Source organism: Kitasatospora sp. NPDC004723 (assembly GCF_040609255.1).
Lineage (GTDB): Bacteria > Actinomycetota > Actinomycetes > Streptomycetales > Streptomycetaceae > Kitasatospora.
In genome coordinates, this window is sequence record NZ_JBEXJT010000019.1 from 51,747 (window position 1) to 76,056 (window position 24,310).

Consider the following 24,310-nt stretch of genomic DNA (forward strand, 5'->3'; position numbering starts at 1 on the left):
GAAGCCCCCCACGAGGAGCCCCGTGATCGAGTACCGCGTCCGCGTCCACCCCAGTGCCGACCGCCTGCCGCGCGAGGAGCAGCTCGCCTGGCGGCTCGCCGCCGTGGCCACCGCCACCGAGGAACTGGAGCCCGACAGCGCCGGGATGGCCGTCAACCGGGTGATCGACAACGCCGCGGTGGCCGTCGCCGCGCTGCTGCACCGGCCGGTCGCGGTCGCCCGCGCCCAGGCGCACGCGCAGGCCCACCACGCCGCGCCCGGCGCCCGGGTGTTCGGCAGCCTCACCCGGGTCTCCCCCGAGTGGGCGGCCTGGGCCAACGGCACGGCGGTGCGCGAGCTGGACTTCCACGACACCTACCTCGCCGCCGACTACGCCCACCCCGGCGACAACATCCCGCCGCTGCTGGCCGCCGCCCAGCACACCGGCCGCACCGGCGCCGACCTGCTGCGCGCCGTCGTCGCCGCCTACGAGGTGCACGTCGCCCTGGTGAAGAGTATGTCCCTGCACACCCACCGGATCGACCACGTCGCCCATCTGGGCGCGGCCACCGCCTGCGGCATCGGCGCGCTGCTGCGGCTGCCGACGGAGACGGTGTACCAGGCCGTCCAGCAGACGGTGCACACCACCACCGCCACCCGGCAGTCCCGCAAGGGCGGGATCTCCAGCTGGAAGGCGTTCGCCCCGGCCTTCGCCGGCAAGGCGGCGATCGAGGCGGTGGACCGGGCGATGCGCGGCGAGAAGTCCCCCTCCCCGATCTACGAGGGCGAGGACGGCTTCCTGGCCTGGATGCTGGACGGCCCGCGGTCGGACTACCGGGTCCCGCTGCCGGAGGACGGCGAGCCTCGCCGGGCGATCCTGGACACCTACACCAAGGAGCACGCCGCCGAGTACCAGGCCCAGGCGGTCATCGACCTGGCCCGGCGGCTGCGCGAGCGGATCGGGCCGCCGACCGCCGTGCGCTCGATCGTGCTGCACACCAGCCACCACACCCACCACGTCATCGGCTCCGGCTCGGGCGACCCGCAGAAGTACGACCCGAAGGCCGGCCGGGAGACCCTCGACCACTCCGCCCCGTACGTCCTCGCCGTCGCCCTGGAGGACGGCACCTGGCACCACGAGCGCTCCTACGCCCCGGAACGGGCCACCCGCCCCGAGACCGTGGCGCTCTGGCGGAGGATCAGCACCGTCGAGGACCCGGAGTGGACCCGCCGCTACCACGACCCCGACCCGGAGCGGCGGGCCTTCGGCGGCCGGGCGGTCGTCACCCTGGAGGACGGCACCGTGATCGAGGAGGAGCTCGCGGTCGCCGACGCCCACCCGGCCGGCGCCCGCCCCTTCGACCGGCCCGCCTACGGGCGCAAGTTCCGCACCCTCACCGAGGGCCTCGTCACCCCCGCTGCCCAGGGCCGCTTCCTGGACGCCGCCGACAACCTCGCCGAACTGCGTGCCACCGACCTCGACGAGCTGTTCCCCGCCGTCGACACCCCGGCCGTGCGCGAGTACGACGAGACCCTGCCGAAGGGCCTGTTCTGATGCTGCACACCCGCACCACGCCCGCCCAGCGCCGCCGCGCCCTGCGTGAACGGCTCTCCACCGGACGGCTGCTGACCGTGCCGGGCGCGCTCAACCCGCTCACCGCCCGGCTGGTCCAGGACCTCGGCTTCGAGGCCGCCTACCTCTCCGGCGCCGTGCTCGCCGCCGACCTCGGCCTGCCCGACATCGGCCTGACCACCGCCACCGAGGTCGCCGCCCGCGCCCAGCAGACCACCCGGGTCACCGACCTGCCCGTGCTCGTCGACGCCGACACCGGCTTCGGCGGACCGCTGAACGCCGCCCGCACCGTCCAGCTGATGGAGGACGCGGGCCTGGCCGGGCTGCACCTGGAGGACCAGGTCGCCCCCAAGCGCTGCGGCCACCTCGACGGCAAGACGGTCGTACCGCGCGAGGAGATGGCCCGCCGGCTGCGGGCCGCCGTCGACGCCCGGCGCGACCCCGGCTTCCTGCTGATGGCCCGCACCGACGCCCGCGCGGTCGAGGGCCTGGCCGCGGCGATCGACCGGGCCAAGGCCTACGTGGACGCCGGGGCCGACGCGGTCTTCCCCGAAGCCCTCGCCGGTGAGGCCGAGTTCGAGGCGTTCCGCAAGGCCGTGGACGTCCCGCTGCTCGCCAACATGACCGAGTTCGGCAAGGGCCCGCTGCTGGACGCCCGCACCCTGCAGGACCTCGGCTACGACATCGCGCTCTACCCCGTCACCCTGCTGCGCCTGGCCATGGGCGCCATGGAGGACGGACTGCGCACCCTCGCCGCCGACGGCACCCAGGCCGCCCTGCTCCCCCGGATGCAGACCCGCTCCCGGCTCTACGAACTCCTCGGCTACGCCGACTACACGGCCTTCGACACGGCCGTCCTCGACGCCACCCTGCCGCCGGGCGCCTGACGGGCGGCAGCAGCACCCCCGAGCGCACCTCGACGTCATCGGCACCGGTACGGGCGACCCGGACCACGACGGCCGGGAGGGCGGGCACACCGGGCGCCCGCCCTCCCGGCTGTGCGTCAGCCGGCGAGTTCCTCGCGCAGGCGGCGGGCCGCGGTGACCAGGCTCTCCAGGGAGGCGCGGGCCTCGGTCCAGCCGCGGGTCTTCAGGCCGCAGTCGGGGTTGACCCAGAGCCGTTCGGCGGGGATCGCCGCCAGCCCGGCGCGCAGCAGCCGCTCGGCCTCCTCCGTGCTCGGCACGCGCGGGGAGTGGATGTCCCAGACGCCGGGGCCGACCTCGCGCGGGTAGCCGGCGGCGGCCAGTTCGCCGGCCACCTCCATGTGGGAGCGGGTGGCCTCCAGGGAGATGACGTCGGCGTCGAGGTCGTCGATCGCGGTCATGATCGCGCCGAACTCGGCGTAGCACATGTGGGTGTGGATCTGGGTGTCGGCGCGCACGCCCGAGGTGGCGAGCCGGAAGGCCTCGGTGGCCCACTCCAGGTAGGCCGGGCGGTCGGCGGTGCGCAGCGGCAGGGTCTCGCGCAGCGCGGGTTCGTCGACCTGGACGACGGCGGCGCCGGCGGCCTCCAGGTCGGTCACCTCGTCGCGCAGGGCCAGCGCCACCTGGCGGGCGGTGTCGGCGAGCGGCTGGTCGTCGCGGACGAAGGACCAGGCGAGCATGGTGACCGGGCCGGTGAGCATGCCCTTGACCGGGCGGTCGGTGAGGTCCTGGGCGTAGCGGTACCAGTCGACGGTCATCGGGTGCGGGCGGGAGATGTCGCCGGCGAGGACCGGGGGCCGCACGTAGCGGGTGCCGTAGGACTGCACCCAGCCGTGCCGGGTGGCGAGGTAGCCGGTGAGCTGTTCGGCGAAGTACTGGACCATGTCGTTGCGTTCGGGCTCGCCGTGCACGAGGACGTCCAGGCCCGCCTTCTCCTGGTAGGCGATCACCTCGCGGACCTCGGCCTCGATGCGCTCGCGGTAGGCGGCGGCCTCGATCCGCCCGGCGGTGAGGTCGGCGCGGGCGGCCCGCAGCTCGGCGGTCTGCGGGAAGGAGCCGATGGTGGTGGTCGGCAGCAGCGGCAGGCCGAGGCGGGCGTGCTGGGCCTCGGCGCGCCGCGGGTAGGCCTGGGTGCGGCGGGCGTCGGCCCCGGTGACGGCGGCGGTGCGGGCGCGCACGGCGGGGTCGCGGGTGATCGGTGAGGTGGCGCGGGAGGCCAGGTCGGCGCGGTTGGCCGCGAGTTCGGCGGTGATCGCGCCGGTGCCCTCGCGCAGGCCGCGGGCGAGCAGGGCGACCTCCTCGGCCTTCTGCCGGGCGAAGGCGAGCCAGCGGGCGATCTGCGGGTCGAGGTCGCGCTCGGCGGTCGCGTCGATCGGCACGTGCAGCAGGGAGCAGGACGGCGCCACGTCCACGTGGCCGGCCAGGCCGAGCAGGGTGGCCAGGGTGGCCAGCGACCGCTCCAGGTCGTTGATCCAGATGTTGCGGCCGTCGACGACACCGGCGACCAGGCGCTTGCCGGGCAGTCCGCCGACGGCCGCGAGCTCGTGCAGGTTGGCGGCGGCCGGTCCGGTGAAGTCCAGGGCCAGGCCCTCGACGGGGGCCTTGGCGAGCACCGGCAGGGCCTCGCCCAGGCGGTCGAAGTAGCTCGCGACCAGCAGCTTGGGCCGGTCGGTGAGGGCGCCGAGGTCGCGGTAGGCCCGGGCGGCGGCGTTCAGCTCGGCCGGGGTGCGGTCCTGGACGAGCGCCGGCTCGTCGAGCTGGACCCACTCGGCGCCGGCCGCGAACAGGTCCGCCAGCAGCTCGGCGTAGACCGGGAGCAGCCGGTCCAGCAGGGTGAGCGGCTGGAAGTCCCCGGCCACGCCGGGGGCGGGCTTGGCCAGCAGCAGGTAGCTGACCGGGCCGACCAGCACCGGGCGGGCCCGGTGGCCGGCCGCCAGGGCCTCGGCCAGTTCGGCGACCGGCTTGCCGGAGTTCGCGGTGAAGGCGGTGCCGGGGCCGAGTTCGGGCACCAGGTAGTGGTAGTTGGTGTCGAACCACTTGGTCATCTCCAGCGGCGCGGCCTCCTGGGTGCCGCGCGCCATGGCGAAGTAGCCGTCGAGCGGGTCGGCCTCGACGGCGGCCCGGTGGCGGGCGGGGATCGCGCCGACGGCGACGGTGGTGTCGAGCACGTGGTCGTAGAGCGAGAAGTCGCCGGTGGGGACCTCGTGGACGCCGGCCTCGGCGAGCCTGCGCCAGCTCTCCCGGCGCAGTCCGGCGGCGGCGGTGTGGAGGGCGTCGGCGGTGACCGTGCCCTTCCAGTAGCCCTCGATCGCCTTCTTGAGTTCCCGGTTACGGCCCTGCCTGGGGTAGCCGTGGACGGTGGCCGTGGTCGCCGCGGCCGCGGACTTCGTGGTCAAGGGACTCTCCTTCGCGAGCCTGTCTCCTGGACCCGGCGACGACACGGGGGCACGAAGGGGTGACGGACCGGACGGGCACCCGCGCCTGCGCACGGCTCCGCCTGGTCTGCACGCCGACCCGCCCACGAGGTCACCGGGATGGCCGCGCGCGATCGGTCGCGCACGGGCAGCGGGCAGGTCTTCGGACTCGCGGGCACGCCCGCCCTCGTCGAGGGCGGACACCTACTGGCCGTCGCTTCCCAGACCCGTCCCGGGTCCAGTGCGTATGACGGCGTTCGTTCCCACTCACCGCTGCGGGGCAGTCCCGGACTGGCCAGTCGAAAGGCGTCACCGGGTTCCCTCTTACGACGTCCTGTCTGGCGGACAGGACGAACCAGCTGCCCGGCCAGCCTAGAGGCTGGGTGGCCGCCCCGTCACCCGGATATCCCCGAACGTCCGTCCAGCGGTACCGTCGCGCCCCTGTGCTACGTCAAGCACGTTGTCGTAGCCTGCCGGGATGAGCGAACGCGTAGTGCCCGAACCCCAGCGGCGGCGCCGACGGCCCACCAAGCAGGGGGTGGTGCTCTCCCACGAGCTGATCGTCGGCACGGCCCTGCGGCTGATCGGGCAGCACGGAGCGGAGGCGCTGACCGTACGCCGGCTCGGCACCGCGCTGGGGGCCGATCCCAGCGCCGTCTACCGCTACTTCCACAGCGCGGACGACCTGCTGCTCGCCGTCGCGGACGAGCTGATCGGCCGCGCCCAGGAGGGCTGGCGGGCCACCGGGGACTGGCGGGCGGACCTGCGGGCGATCGGTCTGCGCATCCACGCCAGCTACCAGGCCCACCCGCAGGCCGCCCTGCTCGCCGCCCACCGCACCACCGGGCGCACCCACGAGATCGCCGCCGTCGAGGCGATCCTCGGCGTGCTGCGCACCGCGGGATTCCCCGACCCGGAGGCCGTGCGGATCTACCACGCGTTCGTCGACCAGAGCCTCGGCTTCGCCGCGCTGGACGCCGCCGCGCTCGCCCTGCCCGCCGCCGCGCAGACGGCGGACCTGAGGGTCTGGCAGGCCTCGTACGCGCGGGTCGACCCCGCGGCCAACCCGCACATCGCCGCCACCGCGCACCTGCTCGCCGCCGACATGCGGCGCAGCGGCTACCCGTTCGCACTGGACCTGCTGCTGGACGCCGTCGAGGCCCGGCTGGCGGCGCGCTGAGCGCGACCGCCGGCCGGGCGGGCGGGGGATACGGACGGCTGACGCTCGGGCGCCGGGCGGCCGGGCCGGGTCAGTCGGCCGCGTGGACCAACTCGCCGCCGACGTAGGTCCGCAGGACCCGGGCCCCGGCGATCCCGTCGGCCGGGCCGGTGAGGATGTCGCGGTCCAGCACGACCAGGTCGGCCCACCGGCCCGGGGCGAGCACCCCCGCGTCGTCGACGCCGTTCACATGCGCGGAGCCGGCCGTGTAGGCGGCGATCGCGGAGGCGAGGTCGAGCCGCTGCTCGGGCAGGAACACCCGGTCGTCGGTGGCGTCCGGCTCCCTCCGGTTGACGGCCACGTGCAGTCCGGCCAGCGGGTCCGGGCTGCTCACCGGCCAGTCGCTGCCCGCCGCCAGGGTGGCGCCCGCCCGCTGGAGCGCGCCGAACGGGTACTGCCACGCGGCGCGCTCCGGGCCGAGGAAGGGGATGGTCAGCTCGTCCATCTGCGGCTCGTGCGCCGCCCACAGCGGCTGGATGTTGGCGACGGCGCCGAGCCGGGCGAAACGCGGCACGTCGTCCGGGTGGACCACCTGGAGGTGCGCCAGGTGGTGCCGGGTGCCGCGCCGGCCGTTGGCGGTGCGGGCGGCCTCGACCGCGTCCAGCGCCTCGCGCACCGCCCGGTCGCCCAGCGCGTGGAAGTGCACCTGGAAGTCCAGTGCGTCCAGGTCGGTGACGTACCCGCGCAGGGCGAGCGGATCGACGAAGCTGAGGCCGGAGTTGGCGGTCGCGCAGCCGCAGCCGTCGAGGTAGGGGCTGGTCATGGCGGCGGTGAAGTTCTCCGCGATGCCGTCCTGCATGATCTTCACCGAGCCGGCCCGGAACCGTCCGTGCGCCAACGCGGCGCGCCGCTCGACGAGTTCGGGGATCTGCTCGGCGCCCCGGTCGCGGTCCCACCAGAGCGCTCCGGTCACCCGGGCGGTCAGCGCGCCCGAGCGCGCGGCGGCCAGGTAGGCGTCGGACGGGTCGGGCTGGCCGTTGAACTCCCCGAGCAGGGCGTCCTGCCAGCCGGTGACGCCGAGCGAGTGCAGCAGCCGCTGCGCGCGCAGCAGCCCGTCCAGCCGGTCGGCGGCGGTGGCCGGCGGCAGCAGCCGGGCCACCAGGGCGGTGGCGCCTTCCTGGAGGGTGCCGCTCGGGGTGCCGTCGGGCTCCCGCTCGATCCGTCCGTCGGCCGGGTCGGGGGTGTCGCGGTCCAGGCCGGCCAGCTCCAGGGCCCGGGTGTTGGCCCAGGCGCCGTGGTGGTCGCGGTTGGTCAGGTAGACCGGGCGGTCCGCGACGACGCTGTCGAGCAGTTGGCGGGACGGCAGGCCGCCGTCGAAGCTCTCCATCGACCAGCCGCTGCCGGTGATCCACTCCTGCTCGGGGTGGGCCTCGGCGTAGTCGCGGATCCGCGTCAGGTAGTCGGTGACGCCGACCGTGCCGGTGAGGTCGCAGGCGGCCAGCTCGGCGCCGCCGAAGACCGCGTGGACGTGCGCGTCCTGGAAGCCGGGAAGCAGCAGCTTTCCGGCGAGGTCGACGACTTCGGTCCCGGGACCGATCAGCTCGCGGACCTCATCGTGGCCCACGGCGGTGATCCGTCCACCGGTCACGGCCAGGCTGGTCGCCCGGGTCCGGGCGGCGTCGCCGGTGTGCACGGGGCCGCGGGTGAAGACCAGATCGGCCTTGGTCATGGGTGGTGCTCCGTTCTCGGGTGGTACGGGGTCGTGCGGGGTCGTGCGCGGTGGTACGGAGTCCTGCGGGGTGGTGCGAGGCGGTTCAGGTGGTACGAGGTCAGCGGGTGCCGCCGAGGAAGTACGGCGAGCGCCGCCGCCAGCGGGCCCAGGCCGCCGCGGGCAGGCCGCTGACGATCATCAGTACCACCACCGAGAGCTCGAACCAGCCGTTGTCGGCGGAGAGTTCGAAATGGTCGGTGGAGTCGTAGAAGGTCCAGGCCAGATAGCCGCCGACGACGAGCAGCGTCGCCGCGCCGAGCAGCGGGCCGACGACCGCCCGCAGGCCCTCCAGCAGGTCGGTGCGCAGCAGGTGGCGGAAGCGGACGGCGGCCGCGACGGCGGTGAGCGCGTAGTACAGGGCGACGATGATGCCGATCGCGTTGACGGCCGCCGCGATGAGGTCGTTGACGGTCGGGACGGCGACCGAGCAGAGCGCCAGCAGCACCGCGACCCCGGTGATCAGCAGGGTGCCGGTGGCGGGCGTCGAGTGCCGGGGGTGCAGCCGGGTCCACACCGGGCCGAGCACGCCGTCGCGCCCCATCGCGTAGAGCCCGCGGGCGGTCGGGATCACCGAGGACTGCAGCGAGGCCACCGCGGAGAGCATCAGCGCGATCAACGGCAGCGCGGCCAGCGGCTGGTCGGCCAGCCGGGCTCCGAAGTACGCCAGACCGTGCGCGCCGTTGTCCGCCAACTCGCCGAGCGGGAGTACCCGCTGGAAGGCCGTTCCGGCGAGCAGGAAGAGCAGCAGCATCACCACCAGGGCGAGCGTGCCGCCCCGGGAGGCGTCCCGCGGGTCGCGGACCTCCTCCCCCACACTGAACACCGACTCGAATCCCCAGTAGCAGAACACCGCCAGCACCATGCCCTGCGCCAGGGCCTCGAAGGACGGGATCGCGAAGGGGTTGAACCACTGGAGCGAGAACGGCTGGTCGCCGGCGAACAGCCCGTACCCGCAGAAGCCGAGCAGCACCGCGTACTCGAAGACCAGTAGCGCCTTCTGCAGCCGGGCGGCCAGGTCGAGCCCGCGCACCGCGACCAGCGCGGCGCCGATCAGGACGACCAGGCCGATCAGGGTGCACTGGACGGTCGAGTCCGCGTCGAGCCGCAGGCCCGCGATGCTGCGCAGGTGGGCCAGGTCGAGGAGCTGGACGATCGAGGAGCCGGTGACGGTCGTGGTGTAGGCCATGAACACCACGGTGCCGACGGTGTTCACCCAGCCGGTGAGGAAGCCGAGCCAGGGGTTGAGCGTGCGGCCCACCCAGCGGTAGCTGCTGCCGGCGTCCGGCTCCGAGGCGTTCAGCCGTCCGTAGCCGCCCGCGATGGCGAGGACCGGGAGGAAGGCCAGCAGCATGATCGCGGGGAGGTGCAGCCCGACGACCCCGGCCATCAGGCCCAGGCCGATGCCGATGCTGCTGGTCGCGGCGGTGCTGGAGGCGGCGATGGCCGCCCCGTCGAGGAGGCCGAGCGAGCGGCGCATGGAGAGGTGGGAGCTGTCGGCGTCCGTTCTCGGACCGCCGCCCGTGGCCTTCACCGTCGATGCCAAGGGATCACCGCCTTGAGGGTGGGGTGGGGGTGGGGGAAGTGCGAGCCATGAAACCGGGGGCGCCGGGACACGTCAATGCTGTTGTCATAAGGGAGGGGGCGCCGCCCCCCGGCGCGCGGAACAATGGTGAGCGCCCTTACGCCACCGCCCCGGCCGGTCGTACGGTCGCCATCGGCCGACCGTTTCCGACCGCCGCTCCCGGTCCAGGAGGGCCCATGGAACCCCGCTGCCCCATCACCCACGTGCTCGACACCCTCGGCACCGACCTGCACGCCGAAGCCGCCCATCTGCGCACCCACGGCCCGGCCGTCCGGGTCGAACTCCCCGGCCGGGTCCTGGCCTGGTCGGTGACCCGCGCCGACGTCGCCAAGCGCCTCCTCACCGACCCCCGGCTCGCCAAGAACGCCCGCCGCCACTGGCCCGACTGGATCGACGGCCGGGTCGGCCCGGACTGGCCGCTGGCCAGCTGGGTCGCGGTGGAGTCGATGTTCACCAGCGACGGCGAGGACCACCACCGGCTGCGCACGCTCACCTCGCCCTCGTTCGGCCCGCGCCGGGTGGAGGCGCTGCGGCCCCGGGTGCGGGCGATCACCGCCGCCCTGGTCGACGGGCTGCGCACGGCGGCGCCCGGCGAGCGCGTCGACCTGCACACCCGGCTGTCCTATCCGCTGCCGACCACACTGATCTGCGACCTGTTCGGAGTCCCGGAGGAGCAGCGGCCCGAGGTGCGGCGGGTGGTGGACGGCGCCCTGGAGACCGACGCCGCCCCCGAGCACGCCAAGGCCCTGCTCGACGACCTGTTCGCCGCGATGGCCCGGCTGGCCGCCACCAAACGGGCGACGCCGGGCGACGACATGACCAGCGACCTGATCGCCACCCGCGACGCCCAGGGGTCCCGGCTGAGCGAGCCGGAGCTGGTCTCCACCCTGATCCTGATGATCGGTGCCGGGTCGGAGACCACCGTCAACCTCATCGACCACGCGGTGGCGCTGCTGCTCGCCCACCCCGGGCAGCTGGCGCTGATCCGCTCCGGCGAGGCGACCTGGCGCGACGCCATCGAGGAGACGCTGCGCCTGGAGGCACCGGTGATGCACCTGCCGATGTACTTCGCGGCCGAGGACGTCGACCTCGGCGAGGGCGTGCTGATCCGCGCCGGCGAGCCGATCCTGTTCGCCTTCGGCGCGCCCGGGCGCGACCCGGCGCTGCACCCCGACCGGCCGGAGGAGTTCGACCTCACCCGGCCCGACAAGACCCACCTCGCCTTCGGCCACGGCCGCCACTACTGCCTGGGCGCGCTGCTCGGCACGATGGAGGCCGAGGAGGCGCTGAGCGCCCTGTTCGGCGCCTTCCCCGACGTCGAACTCGCCGTTCCGGTGGAGGAGTTGCTCCCGCAGGAGTCCTTCATCGTGAACGCCCTGCAGGCCCTGCCGGTCCGGCTCACGCCCACCACCGGGTGACCGCCGCGCGGGCGCCGGCGCCGACTGTCGGTGGCACCGCCTACCGTACGCCCATGAAAAATCACCCCACCGTGGTACGCCTGGAGCCCTGGTCCGAGCAGGACGCCCCGCTGCTCTCCGCCCTCAACGCACCGGAGCTGATGACCCATCTCGGCGGCCCGGAGACCGAGGAGAAGCTGGCCGACAGGCACCGCCGCTACATCGCCCTCTGTGCCCAACCGCCCTCCGAGGGGCGGATGTTCCGGATCGTGCTGCTGCCGGAGGGTACGGCGGCGGGCGGCATCGGCTTCTGGGCACGGGAGTGGGAGGGCGAGGAGGTGTACGAGGCCGGCTGGGCGGTGCTGGCGGCCTTCCAGGGCCGCGGGGTGGCGACGGCCGCCGCCCGCGCGGTGGTGGCCGAGGCCCGGGCCGCCGGGCTCCGCCGCCACCTGCACGCCTTCCCCTCGGTGGACAACCCGGCGTCCAACGCGGTGTGCCGGGGCGCGGGCTTCGAACTGCTGGGCCCCCGGGGCTTCGAGTACCCGCCGGGCCGCCCGATGCGCTGCAACGACTGGCGCTTCGACCTCCGGCGGCCGTGACGCCGGGGAGACCCGGCCGCCCCGGGCCCGGTGAACGGGCCCGGGGCGAGCCGGCAGGGCGGGGTCGGGCAGGGCTGGATCAGGCGGCGCTGTTGCGGCGGCGCAGCAGGAAGACGCCGGCGGCGGTGGCGAGGGCCGCCGCTCCGCCGACGGCCGCGACCTGGGGGTTGATCATCGGCACGGCCTCGGCGGGCGCGGCGCCGCCGCACTCGGCGTGGCCGATGGTCAGGTTCGCGCCGTTGAGGATCGGCAGCAGGGCGATCCGGACGGCGTTGACGGTGAGCACGCCGTTGGCGTCGGTGGTCTGCTCGTTGAGGACGATGGTGGCGACCCCGGGCACGTTGACCTGGGTGTTGGGGGCCGCACCGGCCTGCAGGGTGATCGCCGGGAGCAGCGGGACGCGGACGGTACCGCCGGCTATGAGGCCGGAGCCGGTGGCGCCGGTCGGGGTGGCGGTGCAGGTCGAGTTGACGCCGGTGAGCGAGACGGTCGCGAGGGTCAGGTCGACGCCGAGCGAGTCGACCGTGGCGGAGGCCCCCGAGGTGCCGGCCTGCGGGTCGCCGGAGGTGGTGGCGGTGAGCACCGAGTCGGTGGCGAACGGCCCGAGGTGGACGCCGGCCAGGGTGTTGGTCCCGCCCGAGGGGTAGGTGGAGGACGGCATCGGGGAGACGGAGACCAGGCTGCCGACGGCGTCCGCGGCCACCACGTAGGCCTTGGCCTGGGGCGCGGCGAGCGCGGCCCAGGCCGGTGCGGCGGTGCAGACCAGCGTGGCGGTCAGAGCGGCACCGGCGAGCAGGCGGGTGCGGTTACGACGAGAGGTCATGGTGGTGGTGCCTTTCGTGGGGACGGGAGGAGGACGACGGTCGGTGACGGTCGGGGGGACGGCGGGACCGCGCGCGGCCGTCGGGCGGGGCGCGGGCCGGTCCGCGGGCGCTCATCGCACCGGCTCGCCGAGGACGGCCGCGGGCGGCGGGGCGCTCGCGACGGCGGCAGGTGCGACGGGCGCGGGGGCGACGGCGACCCGGGCGGTCTTGTGCCAGGAACTGCGCCGGCACAGCATCCGCCAGGCCGCCCGGACGGCGACCAGGTAGGTCGTGGCGGCGTACAGGGCCAGCGCGAGCCCGTACCCGAGCGCGGCCCGCCGCCCGGTGCCCGGCTCGCAGCGCCGCCGGTAGAGCGGACCCCAGATCGCGAACTCGCCGACCCCCAGCAGCAGGTAGAGCGTCAGCAGCAGCGCGCCGCCCTGCCGCAGGAAGGCGAGCACGAACTCCGGGTAGACCACGAGGTTGTAGCCGAACGCCGCGATCGGCACGGTGTACACCAGCAGGCCGACGAGTTGGAGCCACGGCTGGCTCATGAAGTAGAGCACCTCCAGGAAGCCGGCCGTGCCGAACGCCCGCGAGCCCCAGATCTCCCGCAGGTAGCGGGTGCACTGCATCGAGCCCTGCGCCCAGCGCACCCGCTGGGTGATCAGCTGCCGCACGCTCCACAGCGCCTCCTGGTCGACCCAGGCGTCGGTGGTGTAGCCGTTGCGCCAGCCGGCCAGCATCAGGCGCAGGCCCAGCTCGTAGTCCTCCAGCAGGGCCTTGCCCCACGGCCGCCCGCCGCCGCGGTCCACCGAGCGCAGCGCCGAGAGCCGGGTGAACTGGCCGTTGCCGCCGACGTTGACGGTGCCGGTGCGGCGGCGGGTGATCTGCATGGCGGAGATCGGCCCGCGGAACTCGATGTCCTGGAGGCGGGCGAGCAGCCGGGCCCGCCGGTTGGCGAGCGCGCCGCGGCCGGGCAGCGGCCGGGGCACGTCGCGGTTGGACATCCGCACCTCGACCTGCACGGCCCCGATCCCGGGATCGCCGAAGAGGGCCGGTCCGGCGCACACGGCGAGCGCTCCGGGAGAGGGGCGGCCGTCGGCGTCGAGCACGCAGAGCACCACCCGTTCGGGGTCGGTGCCGGCGGGCAGCGCGGCCTCCACGGCCCGGTAGCCGGCGTTCAGCGCGTCGCCCTTGCCGGTCCGGGCCTCGGGCAGCCGCCGGGACACCAGGTGCACGGTGAGGCGGTCGCAGGTGGCGGGCCAGGTGCGGACGAGTTCGGCCGTCCGGTCCGCGGAGGCGTCGTCGACGACCCAGACGGTGGCGCCGGCGAAGTGCTCGGCGAGGTAGTCCAGGGTCGTGGCGATGACGGCCTCCTCGTCCCGGCAGGGGATCAGGAAGTGCCAGCCGAAGCCGTCCGGGTCACCGGGCAGGGCGGGCCGGTCCCGCAGGTAGCCGCGCACGATCACCACGACGTAGGCGAGGAAGCCGATGCCCAGGACGAAGGAGAGCGAGACGGAGGTGTCCAGCAGGGTCACGGTCCGTCCTCCCCGTTCGTGCGGACGGGTGCGGCGGCGGTGCCGCCGCTGGGCAGCAGCCACAGGTAGAGCAGGGCGGCGGCGAGGGCGGCGGCCATCATCAGCACCGAGCCGAACAGGACGTGCGTCCAGCCGAAGCCCTCGGCGCCGTACCGGTGTTGCATCACCAGCACGAGGGTCAGCCGGGCCAGGTTGGTGGCCACGACCAGTGCGGCGGCGAGCGCGAAGGCCACCAGGACGCGGCCGGGCCGGCGGTTGCCGAAGAGCAGCAGCAGGGCGGTCACCAGGGCGAGCGGGGCGATCAGCAGCGCGCTGCTGCAGCCGGTGCTCAGGGCCACTCCGCGGTCCAGGCCGGTGTGGTCGCCCGCGTACAGCACGGGGGCGCTCGGACCTTCGAGCAGCAGGGTGCGCATGCCCAGGAGGTGCTCGACGAGCCACGCCGTGCCGCGGCTCTCCTGGGAGCGGTAGGCGCGTTCGCCGGCCACCAGGGAGCCGCACACGCCGAGCAGCGCGGCGCCGCAGAGCATCCCGACCGGGGAGCGCCCGGTGCGGGTCGCCGCGCGCGGGCGGGGTGCGAGCGGGTGCGGCAGGGATTCGGTCATGGCGCGGCTCAGTCCTCGCCCGGGCCCTCGCCGCGGCGCAGTCGGCTGCGGCGGAGCAGTCCGAGCCCGAGCAGCACCATGGCCACCGCGGCCGTCGCCGTGACGCCGAGGCCCACCGATCCGGTCGCCGCCAGGGCGCCGCCGCCGGCTGCCGGCGGCAGTCCGCCGGCCACAGGTCCGTACATGGGGGAATTCCTCTCGTCGGAGAACCGGGGTCATACGAGGGGGGGTGCCGCGCAGCGGAAGGGATGCGGGCGAATTCGGTGAGCACCCGGACACAGGGGGGGCAGCACCGGGCACATCGGAACGGCCCAGGCGGGGAGGAACGTTACCGCGATGCCACCGCGGATCGAACTCCCTTTCTGGTGGCACATCATGGAACGAAAATCAGACTTCTGATGGTCCGTATTCGCACGATGCTTCCCGCGAACGAGCCGAACGGCGTGTCGACGGCATGTCAACGGAGTGTCGCGGCGACCCGCCGTACCGCCATTCGGGGGACATTGATCACCAACGGTTGCCGCGGCTCAGCGCCGATGGCCATGTTGTGACACGTAGTCCGAGCACTCCGAGCTTTCGATCGGATGCACCGTCAAGGGAGCCCGAATGCCCTCAGCCGACATAGCCGTGGTCCTCGGCACCCGACCGGAAATCGTCAAACTCGCCGGTGTGGTGCGGCTCCTGGAGGACGCCGCCCGCATCGTGTGGACCGGTCAGCACTGGGATCCCGGCCTCACCACCGCCTTCTTCCGGCAGTACGCGCTCCCCCGCCCGCACATCACCCTCAGCGGCGTCGCCGGCGAGGCCCGGGGCCGACAGATCGGCCGGATGGTCAGCGCGCTCAGCGACCACTTCACCGAGCATCCGCCCGCCGCCGTCGTCGTCCAGGGCGACACCAACTCCGCCGCCGCCGGCGCACTGGCCGCCCACTGCGCGGGCGTGCCCGTCGTCCACGTCGAGGCCGGACTGCGCTCCTTCGACCCCGACATGCCCGAGGAGGCCAACCGCCGGCTCATCGCCCCGCTCGCCGACCTGCACTGCGCCCCGACCGCGACCGCCGCCGCCCACCTGCTGCGCGAGGGCATCGAGGCGGAGCAGGTGGTGGTCACCGGCAACACCGTCGTCGAGGCCACCCTGGAATCACTGCCCGGACCGGTCGAGGCCCGCGCCGTCCTGGACGGATTCGGGCTGCGCCCCAACCGCTATCTGCTGGCCACCCTGCACCGGCCGGAGAACACCGACGACCCCGCCCGGCTCGGCCGGATCCTCGGCCAACTCGCCGCGCTGGACCTGCCGGTGGTGCTGCCGCTGCATCCGCGCACCCGGGCGGCGATCGAACGGTTCGGGCTCTCCGGCGCGCTCGCCGGGCTGCGCCCGGTGCCCCCGGTCGACCACCGCACCTTCCTCGCCCTGGCCGCCGGCTGCCGGCTGCTGGTCTCGGACTCCGGCGGGGTCCAGGAGGAGTGCACGGTCCTCAAGCGGCCGCTGATCGTGGTCCGCAACTCCACCGAACGGCCCGAGGCGGTCCGCTCCGGCTTCGCCCGGCTGGTCCGGCCCGGTGCCGAACTCGACGTCGCGCTCCGGGAGTTGCTCGCCGACCCGGAGGCCGTCGGGGCGCTCGCCGGGCGGCCCTCCCCGTACGGCAACGGCACCGCCAGCGCGGAGATCGTCGCCGCCGTCCGCTCCCGCTACCTCGCCGAGGACCGCGCGCGGCTGCTCTGCGCCGGGTGAGCCGGTTCGTCCCTAGGGCCGACCGCTGCCGGACCCGGGTCCGCCGAGGCGAAGGTTCCAGCGGCCCACCCACCCGGTCAGTTCGACGCCGGCCAGCGGGGGCACGTCGAGCCGCCGGAAGGCCTGGTCCGTGACGCCGAGGGCGTGCACCGCGGCGGCCCGCACCACGTCCGGCTCGGCGACCACCAGCACCCGGCCGCCCAGCACCGCCGCCGTGCCGTCCAGCCAGCCGCCCACCCGGGCGCACAGCTCCCGCACCGACTCGCCGCCGTGCGGCGCCGCCGCCGGGTCGGACAGCCACGCCCGCACCGCCTGCGGCTCCTCGGCCACCACCTCGTCGAGGGTCCGCCCGCTCCAGCGGCCCGTCGCACAGCCGCGCAGCTCGGGCTCGTCCACGGCGTCGGACAGCCCCAGCTCCTCGGCGGTGCGGCGGCAGCGGGCGGAGGGCGAGACGAACCGCAGGGCCGCCGCCGGCAGGCCCGGCCCGGCGGCGCGGGCGGCCCGCACCCCGGCGGCGTCGAGCGGATCGCCCCCGTCCACGGACCCTTCGCCGCCGAACCGGGCCTGCCGCAGCTCCGGCCCGATCGCCGGAGCGACGAAGATCACCCGTACTGTCATGCCCTTCCCCCTTCGTACACCTGTGACCCTTGGCAGCCCCCCGGACCAGCGGCTTCCGGGCCCTGCGGCGGACGATTGCGCAGCTCGCGGCGCGGCAACGATTCGGCGTACGCCCTTGGCTCCGCCGTCACCGGGCGCTACGGTCTCACCCGACAACTGAAGACGACGGCGAGACGGAAGCCCGGTGGAAATCCGGCACGGTCGCGCCACTGTAAGCCGGAACCGGCCGCCTCACGCAACGGCGGGGTCCGGCGAGTCAGACCCGACCGCCGTCGTCAGAGCTCCACCGAACGGGACGCGTGTTTCCCCCAGGAGGTCCTGCCATGGCCCAGTCCGTCCTCTCCCCCAGCCTGCCCGCGGGCGGTTCCGCCCCGGCCACGCTGCCGATCCGCGCCATCCTTCCCTGGGCGCTGTTCCTCGGCACCCTGATGCTGGTCCTGCTCTACTTCGTCGGTGCCGAACAGGGCGCCACCTCCGTGTTCTCCGGGGCCACCGTGCACGAGTGGGTGCACGACGGCCGCCACCTGCTCGGCTTCCCGTGCCACTGAGCGGAGACCACGCACCGATGAACGACTCCGCATCCATGCCCTCGGGCACCGTCGGAAAGCTGCTGCTGCGCGGTCTGCTGGCCGGCCTGGTCGCCGGGCTGGTGGCCTTCGTCTTCGCCTACACCGTCGGCGAGGGCCCCGTCTCGGACGCCATCGCCCAGGAGCAGTCGCAGTCCGCCCCGGCCGGGCACCACCACGACCACGGCGGCGGGGCCGGTTCCGCCGCCGGCCCGGCGGACTCCCACGAGGCCGCCGACGCCGCCGGGGCCCCGGCCGAGTCCGCCGACGAGGAGGAACTGGTCAGCCGGGACCTCCAGTCCACCGCCGGCCTCGCCACCGGCGTGCTCGTCTACGGCGTCGCCGTCGGCGGCATCGCGGCGCTGGCGTTCTGCTTCGCCCTCGGCCGGGTCGGCCGGTTCGGCCCCCGGGCCACCGCCGCACTCGTCGCGGGCGCCGCGTTCACCACCGTCTACCTGGTGCCGTTCCTCAAGTACCCGGCGATGCCGCCGGCGGTCGGCAATCCGGACACCATCGGGAAGCGCACCGCGCTGTTCTTCCTGATGATCGCGCTCAGCGTGCTGATCGGCACGGCCGCGGTGATCACCGGCCGACGGCTGGCACCGCGCCTGGGCACCTGGAACGCCGTCCTCGCGGCCGGCCTCGGCTACGTCGCGGTGATGGCCGTGCTCTCCTTCGTGCTGCCGGACAACGACGACGCCATCCCGGACGGCTTCCCGGCCGGGCTGCTGTGGGACTTCCGGCTCGCCTCGATCGGCCTGCAGGCCGTGCTGTGGACCGGTTTCGCCCTGGTCTTCGGCGCCCTGGCGCAGCGGATGCTCGCCCCGGCGGCACCCGCAGCGGAAAAGACGGCCGTCCCCGCTCCGGCGGTCTGACCCACTCCCCCGGTCCCCACTCCCCGTCCCTCCTCCCCAGCACACGACTCGACCCTGCCGATGGCGCGCCGGCGGGGTCGAGTCGCACGTGCGCCCCCCGTGCGGGTTTGGCAGCATCGGACTCGGACGGACGCCGGGCTCCGGGGCGTCCCCGAGCGGAGGAGGGAACGGCCGATGCGCGGCAGGAACGGCCCGACCTCGGGCCATGGCGCCGGTCCGGCCCGGCGCGCCCCGCCATGACCGCAGGACGCGGGCGCTCGCGGCGCCCCGGCAGGCCCAGGACCGCCCTTCGCACCGGGCCGGACCGGGCCACCCGCCGCGCGGCCACCCGCACCACCGACCGAACGGGCGAACGAGTGCCGCCCGGACTGCGGACCGCCGCCGGCTACGCCTGGCGGCTGGTCGCCCTCGGTGTTTCCGCCTACCTGGCCGTCACCGTCCTCAGCCGGCTCCAACTGCCGGTGATCGCGGTGTTCCTCGCCCTGGTCATCACCTCGGTCCTGCGCCCGCCGGTCGATCTGCTGGCCCGGGCGCTGCCCCGCTCGCTGGCCGTGCTGTTCACCCTGGTGGGCTCCGCCGTGCTGGTGGGCGGGATCCTCGCCCTGGTCGGCACGACCGTCGCCGTGGAGTGGGGCCGGCTCGGCGACGAGTTGCACGGCGGGTTCGGCCGGATCGACCGCTGGCTCAGCGGGGCCCCCTTCCATCTGCGCCCCGGCGCGGCCGGCGACCTCAGGTCCCGGATCGGCGACTACCTCTCCGCCCACCGTTCCGCGCTGCTCAGCACCGCGCTCAGCGGCGCCGGGCGGGCCGTCGAGCTGCTCACCGGGCTGGCGCTCGCGGTGTTCTGCGCGATCTTCTTCCTGCACTCCGGCGACCGGATGTGGAGCTGGGGAGTGCACCAGCTCCCCACCCGCACCCGCCCGGTGTGGCAGCGGGCGGGCCAGGCCGCGTGGCACACCTTCGCCGGTTACACCCGCGGCGTGCTGATCGTCGCGGCGACCAACGCCGTCCTGGTCGGCATCGCGCTCGCCGTCCTCCGGGTGCCGCTGGTACTGCCCCTGGTGGTCCTGGAGTTCGTCGCCACCCTCATCCCGCTGATCGGCTCCCCGATCGCACTGGCGATCGCCGCCCTGGTCGCCCTGGCCGCCCGCGGCCCGGTGGTGGCCCTGCTGGTCCTCGGCCTGATCGTGGTGATCGGCCAGATCGAGGGCCACCTCCTCCACCCCCTGGTCCTCGGCTGGTCGGTGCGGATCCACCCGGTCGCCATCGCCCTGTCCGTCGCCGGCGGCGCCGTCCTCGGCGGGGTCCTGGGCGCCCTGGTGGCCGTCCCGGTGGTGTCCGTCGCCTGGGCGGTGACCGGCGCCCTGCGCCACGACTCCCCCGACGGCTGAGCAACGCACCGGCCACCAGGGACCGTCCTCGGTCACCCGGTGGCCGGCGCGTTCGGGCGTACCGGCCACTTGCGGCAAGGTCACTTGGCGGCCCGGTCGAACACCGCCTTCGACCAGCGGTAACCGAGTACGGCCAGCCCCAGGCACCAGGCCACGGCGATCCACCCGCTGTTGCCGATGCCGGTGCCGAGCAGCAGCCCGCGCAGGGTCTCGATGGCCGGGGTGAACGGCTGGTACTGGGCAATCGGCTGGAACCACCCCGGCATCGCGTCCACCGGGACGAAGGCGCTGGAGACCAGCGGCAGGAAGATCAGCGGCAGGGCGTTGTTGCTCGCCGCCTCGGCGTTCGGGCTGACCATGCCCATCCCGACCGCGATCCAGGTGAGCGCCAGGGCGAACAGCGTGAGCAGCCCGAAGGCGGCGAGCCATTCCAGCACCGTCGCGTCGGTGGAACGGAAGCCGATGGCCACGCCGACGGCGCCGACGACGACCGCGCTGGCGACCGCCTGCAGCACACTGCCGACCACGTGACCGATCAGCACGGACCCCCGGTGGATCGCCATCGTGCGGAACCGGTCGATGATGCCCTCGGTCATGTCGTTCGCGATGGAGACCGCCGCGCCGACCGTGGTGCCGCTGATGGTCATCAGCACGATGCCCGGAACGAGGTACGCGATGTACTCGGCGCGGTCGGCGCCACCGCCGCCGATGCCCGCGCTCATCACGTCGCCGAAGATGTAGACGAACAGCAGCAGCAGGACGACCGGTGTCAGCAGCAGGTTGAGGGTCAGCGAGGGGTAACGGCGGGCGTGTAGCAGATTGCGCCGCAGCATCGTCGCCGAGTCGCGCAGAGCGAGCGGGACGGAGCTCATCGGACAGCCTCCTCGGGCTGGTTCGGAGGGGTGGACCCGCCGGTCAGGGCGAAGAACACGTCGTCGAGGTCGGGTGTGTGCACGGTGAGTTCGTCGGCCTCGATGCCGGCGGCGTCCAGGCGGTCGAGGATCGCGCGCAGTTCGCGCTGACTGCCGTCGTTGGGGATCCGCAGCGCGAGCGCCTCGTCGTCCCGGACGGCGTCGGCCAGCACGGCGGCGGCCGAGCGATGGGCCGCCGCGTCGGAGAAGCGGAGCCGGACGTATCCGCCGGGGATCAGCCGCTTCAGCTCGTCGGCGGTGCCGTCGGCCACGATCCTGCCGCCGTGGAGCACCGCGATGCGGTCGGCGAGTTCGTCGGCCTCCTCCAGGTACTGGGTGGTGAGGAGGACGGTGACGCCGCCGGCGACCAGTTCCCGGACGACCTGCCACATGGCGTGCCGGGAACGCGGGTCGAGGCCGGTGGTCGGCTCGTCGAGGAAGATGATCCGCGGGTTGCCGACCAGGGTCATGGCGATGTCGAGCCGCCGCCTCATGCCGCCCGAGTAGGTGGAGGCGGGTTTCCCGGCGGCCTCGGCGAGGTCGAACCGCTCCAGCAGCTCGGCCGTGACCCGCCGTCCCTCCTGCCTGGACAGGTGGTGCAGGTCCGCCATCAGGCGCATGTTCTCCTCGCCGGTGATCAGGCCGTCCACGGCGGAGAACTGCCCGGTGACGCCGATCGCGGCGCGCACGCCGTCCGGGGCGGCGGCGATGTCGTGGCCCGCGACCCGGGCCTGCCCGCCGTCGGGCTTGATCAGGGTGGAGAGGATCTTCACGACGGTGGTCTTTCCGGCGCCGTTGGGTCCGAGCAGCGCGAACACGGTGCCGGCCGGGATGCTCAGATCGACGCCGTCGAGGACGGTCTTGTCGCCGTAGGACTTGCGCAGGCCGACGGCGGTGACCGCGGCGGGCGCCTGCGGGCCGGGCGACCGCCTCGGCGCGGGCATGGCAGAAGACGGCATGGGGTCCTCCCGTTCGAGGGCTGGGTGGCGGAGAGCGCGGGCGAGTCGGGACGCTACGGGATCGGCGGGCGATGTGCGGCCCGAAGGCGCCACGAGGCCTGAAGGTGCCAAAGGGTCTGAGGGTGCCGGCGGGCCTGAGGCTGCGGCGGGATCGGGGGCACCACGGGACCGGAGGCGCCCCGGGGCTGAACGGCGGTCAGGCCTTGGCGCGGACGATGTCGATGTTGCCGTAGCGGGTGCGGGCGTGGAGCTTGACGGCGTCCTCGGTCTCCGCCGGGGCGTCGGAGGCGGCGAGCAGGTTGCGGACCTGCCCGGACACCGAGCTGACGTCGAGCCAGGCGGCCGTGCCCTCGCGGATGCCGACCTCGATGGCGCCGTAGGAGGTCTCCAGCTGGACGGTGCTGCGGGCGACCTCCCCGACCCGCAGGGTGCCGTGGGCGGTGGTGGCGGTGACCGAGGCCTCGGCGCGCCGGATCTCGATGTCGCCGTTGGCGCCGCTCACCCGCAGGTCGCCGGTCGCGGCGTCGACGGTCGTGGTGCCGTGCGAGTTCTTCAGCACGGCCGGGCCGTCGGCGAGGCCGACGCGCAGGCTGCCGGAACTGGTGGTGATCTCGGACCGGCCCTCGACGCGGTCCACGGTGATCGACCCGTGCGAGGCCGTCAGCGTCAGCGGACCGGTCGCATCGAGGCGGACGTCACCGGCGGAGGTCTTCACCCGGACCTCGCCGAGCCGCCCCTCGCCCAGCACCTGGGCCCAGGCGCCGGTCAGGTCGACACGCGAACCCGCCGGCAGCTCCACCGTCACGTCGACGGTACCGGTGCGCCCGACGAGGTACCGCGGCCTGGGCGTCCTGACGGTCAGCGCCCCGTTGGCGTACCCGACCTCGGTCTGCTCGGCGGCCCGCACGTCCAGGTCCTTCTTCGGGTCGCGCGGCCGCACCTCCACGGCGGTGTCGGTGCGGTCCTCCGCGACGAAGCGGATCGAACCGGCCTCCACGTGCGCGGTCACCGAGATCGGTTCCGGGGTGTCGAAAGAAGGCATGGTGTGCCCCGTTCTCCGGGCGTTCGGCCCAGGTTGCTCGATGCTCTGGCTGACCTCCGGAACGAGGTCCATGACGCTATGGTGGCATCACTTTGGCGCCACCGCAAGCCATTCTGGCAGTGGGATGGCGGCAAGAGCTCCCGAGGCGTGGATCCGAAGGCGCCGCCGGCGCCGCAATCGGCGGGGACTGCCCACGGATCCGGCTCACTCAGCACCCACCGTGGCACCCTTCGACGCCCGGCGACGCCACCATGGCATCACTGCGATGCCGTCGAGCTTGTCCGCCGCACCTACCGGCGGCGGAGCACCAGGGCCCTCAGCCCGTTCCGGAAGTCGGAGACCAGCCGCCACGGCGGAGCCTCCGGCACGAGTTCGAGGCCGGGGAGCTCCGCGACGATGCGCTCGCGCAGGGGGCGGTGGTGCGGCGGGCGGACGCGGCTGCGCCCGACGGCCGCCGGGATCCCGTAGGGTCGGCCAATGGCGAAGTACTTCGATGTGCATCCAGAGTCCCCCCAGCCGCGCACCATCGGCACCGTGGCCGACACTCTCAGGTCCGGGGGTCTTGTCGCCTACCCGACCGACTCCTGCTTCGCCCTGGGCTGTCAGCTGGACAACCGCGACGGCCTGGAGCGGATCCGATCGATCCGGCGCCTCGACGAGCGCCACCACTTCACCCTGATGTGCGTGGACTTCGCACAGCTGGGGCAGTTCGTCCAGCTCGACAACAACGTCTTCCGCGCCGTCAAGGCGGCCACCCCGGGCAGCTACACCTTCATCCTCCCCGCCACCAAGGAGGTCCCCCGCCGTCTGATGCACCCGAAGAAGAAGACGGTCGGCGTCCGGATCCCCGACCACGCCGTCACCCGGGCCCTGCTCGCCGAACTCGGCGAGCCGCTGGTCTCCAGCACCCTGCTCCTCCCCGGCGACGACGAGCCGATGACCCAGGGGTGGGAGATCAAGGAGCGCCTCGACCACGTGCTGGACGCCGTGGTGGACTCGGGCGACTGCGGCACGGTGCCGACGACGGTGGTCGACTTCTCCGGCGGCGGGCCGGAGATCGTCCGGCGGGGAGCCGGCGACGTCACCCGCTTCGAGTGACGGGCCGCGTGAGCCGCCCGGGTACTCGGGCGGCTCACGCGACTCGGGCGGCTCAGGCGGCTCGGGCGGCTCAGGCTGCGACGAGGTCCGTGAGCTCGCGCAGGTCGACGCCGCGGCGCAGGGCGCGCAGGTCGTCCTGGAGGTCGGACGGCGGGACGGCGAGCACGGTGCAGCGGGCGTGGGTGAGGCAGTAGCGGCTCACCGATCCGCCCTGGAACAGGCGGCGCACCGTGGTGCGCAGGGTGCCGTGCCGGCCCGCGCCGACCACCAGCAGGTCGTCCGGCCGGTCAGCCAGCGAGGTCAGCACCGGTCCGACCTCGCCGCGCACCACCTGGGGCTCCACCCGGACCCCGGCCGGGAGCCCGCCGAACGCCTCGTCCAGGGCCTGCTCCAGGCGCGCGTCGGCCATGCCCTGCCAGGCGCGGAGCAGCGGCGGGCAGGGGCGCAGCCGGTAGTTGTACTCGCCGCCGGCCGGCGTCCAGGCCAGCACCGGCACCAGGACGGCGCCCCGGTCGCGCGCCTCGTCCGCCGCCCGGTGCAGGGCGGTGAGGCTGTGCAACGATCCGCTGACTCCGACGATGACGCGCGCGCCGTCCGACATGATCCTTCGCTTTCCGGTGTTCGATCCGCTGAATGCTTATGGATTATGGTTCCATAGGGCGCAAGAGCCTGCAAATCGAAGGCTTTCACTGTATATGACCTTGCATCGCGCCGACCCGTCCGGCCGCCGGGCCGAATTCGGTGGCGCCGCCCGGCCGAGCGGTCCACGCTGGCGG

General features: G+C 74.3%; 22 protein-coding genes and 2 riboswitches. Of the genes, 10 read left to right on the forward strand and 12 right to left on the reverse strand.

What is annotated here, in order from left to right; genetic code table 11:
* Positions 1 to 22: 22 nt before the first annotated feature.
* Positions 23 to 1,534 carry an MmgE/PrpD family protein gene (locus ABZW10_RS19940; protein ID WP_355367258.1) on the forward strand — a complete coding sequence of 504 codons (1,512 nt, stop codon included), beginning with the start codon at positions 23 to 25 and terminating at the stop codon, positions 1,532 to 1,534.
* Positions 1,534 to 2,439 (forward strand): methylisocitrate lyase, encoded by a 906-nt coding sequence (prpB, locus tag ABZW10_RS19945; protein ID WP_355367262.1) that lies wholly within the window; start codon positions 1,534 to 1,536, stop codon positions 2,437 to 2,439. Before ABZW10_RS19940 ends, prpB begins: the two co-directional genes overlap by 1 nt.
* Before the next feature lie 116 nt (positions 2,440 to 2,555).
* Here the strand turns inward: prpB and metE are convergent, their stop codons facing one another.
* Complete coding sequence (gene metE / locus ABZW10_RS19950) at positions 2,556 to 4,871, reverse strand: 5-methyltetrahydropteroyltriglutamate--homocysteine S-methyltransferase (RefSeq protein ID WP_355367265.1); 2,316 nt, start codon at positions 4,869 to 4,871, stop codon at positions 2,556 to 2,558.
* Between the two features lie 154 nt (positions 4,872 to 5,025).
* Positions 5,026 to 5,264: riboswitch (cobalamin riboswitch) on the reverse strand.
* A gap of 103 nt (positions 5,265 to 5,367) precedes the next feature.
* Here metE and ABZW10_RS19955 point away from each other — a divergent pair.
* Positions 5,368 to 6,069: a TetR/AcrR family transcriptional regulator gene (locus tag ABZW10_RS19955; RefSeq protein ID WP_355367268.1), complete on the forward strand. Its 702-nt coding sequence runs from the start codon at positions 5,368 to 5,370 to the stop codon at positions 6,067 to 6,069.
* A 70-nt stretch (positions 6,070 to 6,139) separates the two neighbouring features.
* On the opposite strand, the gene ABZW10_RS19960 is transcribed toward ABZW10_RS19955, so the two are convergent.
* The gene (locus ABZW10_RS19960) at positions 6,140 to 7,777 is read right to left on the reverse strand and encodes an amidohydrolase (RefSeq protein WP_355367271.1); all 1,638 of its coding nucleotides are present in this window, start codon (positions 7,775 to 7,777) and stop codon (positions 6,140 to 6,142) included.
* A 100-nt stretch (positions 7,778 to 7,877) separates the two neighbouring features.
* Positions 7,878 to 9,296 carry an APC family permease gene (locus ABZW10_RS19965; RefSeq protein WP_355367438.1) on the reverse strand — a complete coding sequence of 473 codons (1,419 nt, stop codon included), beginning with the start codon at positions 9,294 to 9,296 and terminating at the stop codon, positions 7,878 to 7,880.
* Positions 9,297 to 9,577: 281 nt separating this feature from the next.
* On the opposite strand from ABZW10_RS19965, the gene ABZW10_RS19970 reads away from it, so the two are divergent.
* Both ABZW10_RS19970 and ABZW10_RS19975 read left to right on the forward strand, forming a co-directional pair.
* Positions 9,578 to 10,819, forward strand: a complete 1,242-nt coding sequence (locus tag ABZW10_RS19970; protein WP_355367273.1) for a cytochrome P450 — start codon at positions 9,578 to 9,580, stop codon at positions 10,817 to 10,819.
* Positions 10,820 to 10,872: 53 nt separating this feature from the next.
* Positions 10,873 to 11,397 (forward strand): GNAT family N-acetyltransferase, encoded by a 525-nt coding sequence (locus ABZW10_RS19975; RefSeq protein ID WP_355367276.1) that lies wholly within the window; start codon positions 10,873 to 10,875, stop codon positions 11,395 to 11,397.
* A 79-nt stretch (positions 11,398 to 11,476) separates the two neighbouring features.
* Here ABZW10_RS19975 and ABZW10_RS19980 read toward each other — a convergent pair whose 3' ends face one another.
* The 4 genes from ABZW10_RS19980 to ABZW10_RS19995 form a co-directional block, all read right to left on the reverse strand.
* The gene (locus tag ABZW10_RS19980) at positions 11,477 to 12,220 is read right to left on the reverse strand and encodes a choice-of-anchor P family protein (RefSeq protein WP_355367279.1); all 744 of its coding nucleotides are present in this window, start codon (positions 12,218 to 12,220) and stop codon (positions 11,477 to 11,479) included.
* Positions 12,221 to 12,331: 111 nt separating this feature from the next.
* Entirely contained in the window at positions 12,332 to 13,741 is a 1,410-nt protein-coding gene (locus tag ABZW10_RS19985; protein WP_355367282.1) for a glycosyltransferase family 2 protein, read from the reverse strand.
* A complete protein-coding gene (locus tag ABZW10_RS19990; protein WP_355367285.1) occupies positions 13,738 to 14,343 on the reverse strand; it encodes an archaeosortase/exosortase family protein in 606 nt (201 codons plus the stop codon). The genes ABZW10_RS19985 and ABZW10_RS19990 overlap by 4 nt, the downstream gene beginning before the upstream one ends.
* Positions 14,344 to 14,351: 8 nt before the next feature.
* Positions 14,352 to 14,528, reverse strand: a complete 177-nt coding sequence (locus tag ABZW10_RS19995; protein WP_355367288.1) for a hypothetical protein — start codon at positions 14,526 to 14,528, stop codon at positions 14,352 to 14,354.
* Between the two features lie 421 nt (positions 14,529 to 14,949).
* On the opposite strand from ABZW10_RS19995, the gene wecB reads away from it, so the two are divergent.
* Positions 14,950 to 16,074 carry a UDP-N-acetylglucosamine 2-epimerase (non-hydrolyzing) gene (wecB, locus tag ABZW10_RS20000; protein WP_355367291.1) on the forward strand — a complete coding sequence of 375 codons (1,125 nt, stop codon included), beginning with the start codon at positions 14,950 to 14,952 and terminating at the stop codon, positions 16,072 to 16,074.
* Positions 16,075 to 16,086: 12 nt separating this feature from the next.
* Here the strand turns inward: wecB and ABZW10_RS20005 are convergent, their stop codons facing one another.
* A complete protein-coding gene (locus ABZW10_RS20005; RefSeq protein WP_355367294.1) occupies positions 16,087 to 16,692 on the reverse strand; it encodes a histidine phosphatase family protein in 606 nt (201 codons plus the stop codon).
* Positions 16,693 to 16,867: 175 nt separating this feature from the next.
* A riboswitch (cobalamin riboswitch) is annotated at positions 16,868 to 16,954 on the forward strand.
* Positions 16,955 to 17,015: 61 nt separating this feature from the next.
* Between ABZW10_RS20005 and ABZW10_RS20010 the strand changes: the two genes are divergently transcribed.
* The 3 genes from ABZW10_RS20010 to ABZW10_RS20020 all read left to right on the forward strand — a co-directional run bounded on the left by ABZW10_RS20010 (position 17,016) and on the right by ABZW10_RS20020 (position 19,524).
* Positions 17,016 to 17,240 (forward strand): CbtB-domain containing protein, encoded by a 225-nt coding sequence (locus ABZW10_RS20010; RefSeq protein ID WP_355367297.1) that lies wholly within the window; start codon positions 17,016 to 17,018, stop codon positions 17,238 to 17,240.
* A 35-nt stretch (positions 17,241 to 17,275) separates the two neighbouring features.
* Positions 17,276 to 18,133, forward strand: coding sequence for a CbtA family protein (locus tag ABZW10_RS20015; protein ID WP_355367441.1), 858 nt, complete (start codon positions 17,276 to 17,278; stop codon positions 18,131 to 18,133).
* Between the two features lie 236 nt (positions 18,134 to 18,369).
* Positions 18,370 to 19,524 (forward strand): AI-2E family transporter, encoded by a 1,155-nt coding sequence (locus tag ABZW10_RS20020; RefSeq protein WP_355367300.1) that lies wholly within the window; start codon positions 18,370 to 18,372, stop codon positions 19,522 to 19,524.
* Positions 19,525 to 19,604: 80 nt separating this feature from the next.
* Here the strand turns inward: ABZW10_RS20020 and ABZW10_RS20025 are convergent, their stop codons facing one another.
* The 3 genes from ABZW10_RS20025 to ABZW10_RS20035 all read right to left on the reverse strand — a co-directional run bounded on the left by ABZW10_RS20025 (position 19,605) and on the right by ABZW10_RS20035 (position 22,436).
* Positions 19,605 to 20,396, reverse strand: coding sequence for an ABC transporter permease (locus tag ABZW10_RS20025; RefSeq protein ID WP_355367303.1), 792 nt, complete (start codon positions 20,394 to 20,396; stop codon positions 19,605 to 19,607).
* On the reverse strand, positions 20,393 to 21,394 hold the full coding sequence (locus tag ABZW10_RS20030; RefSeq protein WP_355367306.1) for an ATP-binding cassette domain-containing protein: 1,002 nt from the start codon (positions 21,392 to 21,394) through the stop codon (positions 20,393 to 20,395). The genes ABZW10_RS20025 and ABZW10_RS20030 overlap by 4 nt, the downstream gene beginning before the upstream one ends.
* A gap of 196 nt (positions 21,395 to 21,590) precedes the next feature.
* Positions 21,591 to 22,436: a DUF4097 family beta strand repeat-containing protein gene (locus tag ABZW10_RS20035; protein WP_355367309.1), complete on the reverse strand. Its 846-nt coding sequence runs from the start codon at positions 22,434 to 22,436 to the stop codon at positions 21,591 to 21,593.
* A 477-nt stretch (positions 22,437 to 22,913) separates the two neighbouring features.
* Here ABZW10_RS20035 and ABZW10_RS20040 point away from each other — a divergent pair, with 477 nt between their 5' ends.
* Entirely contained in the window at positions 22,914 to 23,534 is a 621-nt protein-coding gene (locus tag ABZW10_RS20040) for an L-threonylcarbamoyladenylate synthase (protein WP_355367312.1), read from the forward strand.
* 70 nt (positions 23,535 to 23,604) lie between these two features.
* Here ABZW10_RS20040 and ABZW10_RS20045 read toward each other — a convergent pair whose 3' ends face one another.
* Positions 23,605 to 24,135 (reverse strand): universal stress protein, encoded by a 531-nt coding sequence (locus tag ABZW10_RS20045; RefSeq protein WP_355367316.1) that lies wholly within the window; start codon positions 24,133 to 24,135, stop codon positions 23,605 to 23,607.
* Positions 24,136 to 24,310 lie beyond the last annotated feature (175 nt).

Coding starts and splice junctions, on each gene's coding strand:
- ABZW10_RS20015 (WP_355367441.1), top strand. CDS start 17,276: ATGCCCTCGGGCACCGTCGGAAAGCTGCTGCTGCGCGGTCTGCTGGCC.
- ABZW10_RS20025 (WP_355367303.1), bottom strand. CDS start 20,396: ATGAGCTCCGTCCCGCTCGCTCTGCGCGACTCGGCGACGATGCTGCGG.
- ABZW10_RS19960 (WP_355367271.1), bottom strand. CDS start 7,777: ATGACCAAGGCCGATCTGGTCTTCACCCGCGGCCCCGTGCACACCGGC.
- ABZW10_RS19980 (WP_355367279.1), bottom strand. CDS start 12,220: ATGACCTCTCGTCGTAACCGCACCCGCCTGCTCGCCGGTGCCGCTCTG.
- ABZW10_RS19970 (WP_355367273.1), top strand. CDS start 9,578: ATGGAACCCCGCTGCCCCATCACCCACGTGCTCGACACCCTCGGCACC.
- ABZW10_RS19990 (WP_355367285.1), bottom strand. CDS start 14,343: ATGACCGAATCCCTGCCGCACCCGCTCGCACCCCGCCCGCGCGCGGCG.
- wecB (WP_355367291.1), top strand. CDS start 14,950: ATGCCCTCAGCCGACATAGCCGTGGTCCTCGGCACCCGACCGGAAATC.
- ABZW10_RS19965 (WP_355367438.1), bottom strand. CDS start 9,296: ATGCGCCGCTCGCTCGGCCTCCTCGACGGGGCGGCCATCGCCGCCTCC.
- ABZW10_RS20045 (WP_355367316.1), bottom strand. CDS start 24,135: ATGTCGGACGGCGCGCGCGTCATCGTCGGAGTCAGCGGATCGTTGCAC.
- ABZW10_RS20040 (WP_355367312.1), top strand. CDS start 22,914: ATGGCGAAGTACTTCGATGTGCATCCAGAGTCCCCCCAGCCGCGCACC.
- ABZW10_RS19995 (WP_355367288.1), bottom strand. CDS start 14,528: ATGTACGGACCTGTGGCCGGCGGACTGCCGCCGGCAGCCGGCGGCGGC.
- ABZW10_RS20020 (WP_355367300.1), top strand. CDS start 18,370: ATGACCGCAGGACGCGGGCGCTCGCGGCGCCCCGGCAGGCCCAGGACC.
- prpB (WP_355367262.1), top strand. CDS start 1,534: ATGCTGCACACCCGCACCACGCCCGCCCAGCGCCGCCGCGCCCTGCGT.
- ABZW10_RS19975 (WP_355367276.1), top strand. CDS start 10,873: ATGAAAAATCACCCCACCGTGGTACGCCTGGAGCCCTGGTCCGAGCAG.
- ABZW10_RS20030 (WP_355367306.1), bottom strand. CDS start 21,394: ATGCCGTCTTCTGCCATGCCCGCGCCGAGGCGGTCGCCCGGCCCGCAG.
- ABZW10_RS20005 (WP_355367294.1), bottom strand. CDS start 16,692: ATGACAGTACGGGTGATCTTCGTCGCTCCGGCGATCGGGCCGGAGCTG.
- ABZW10_RS20035 (WP_355367309.1), bottom strand. CDS start 22,436: ATGCCTTCTTTCGACACCCCGGAACCGATCTCGGTGACCGCGCACGTG.
- ABZW10_RS20010 (WP_355367297.1), top strand. CDS start 17,016: ATGGCCCAGTCCGTCCTCTCCCCCAGCCTGCCCGCGGGCGGTTCCGCC.
- ABZW10_RS19955 (WP_355367268.1), top strand. CDS start 5,368: ATGAGCGAACGCGTAGTGCCCGAACCCCAGCGGCGGCGCCGACGGCCC.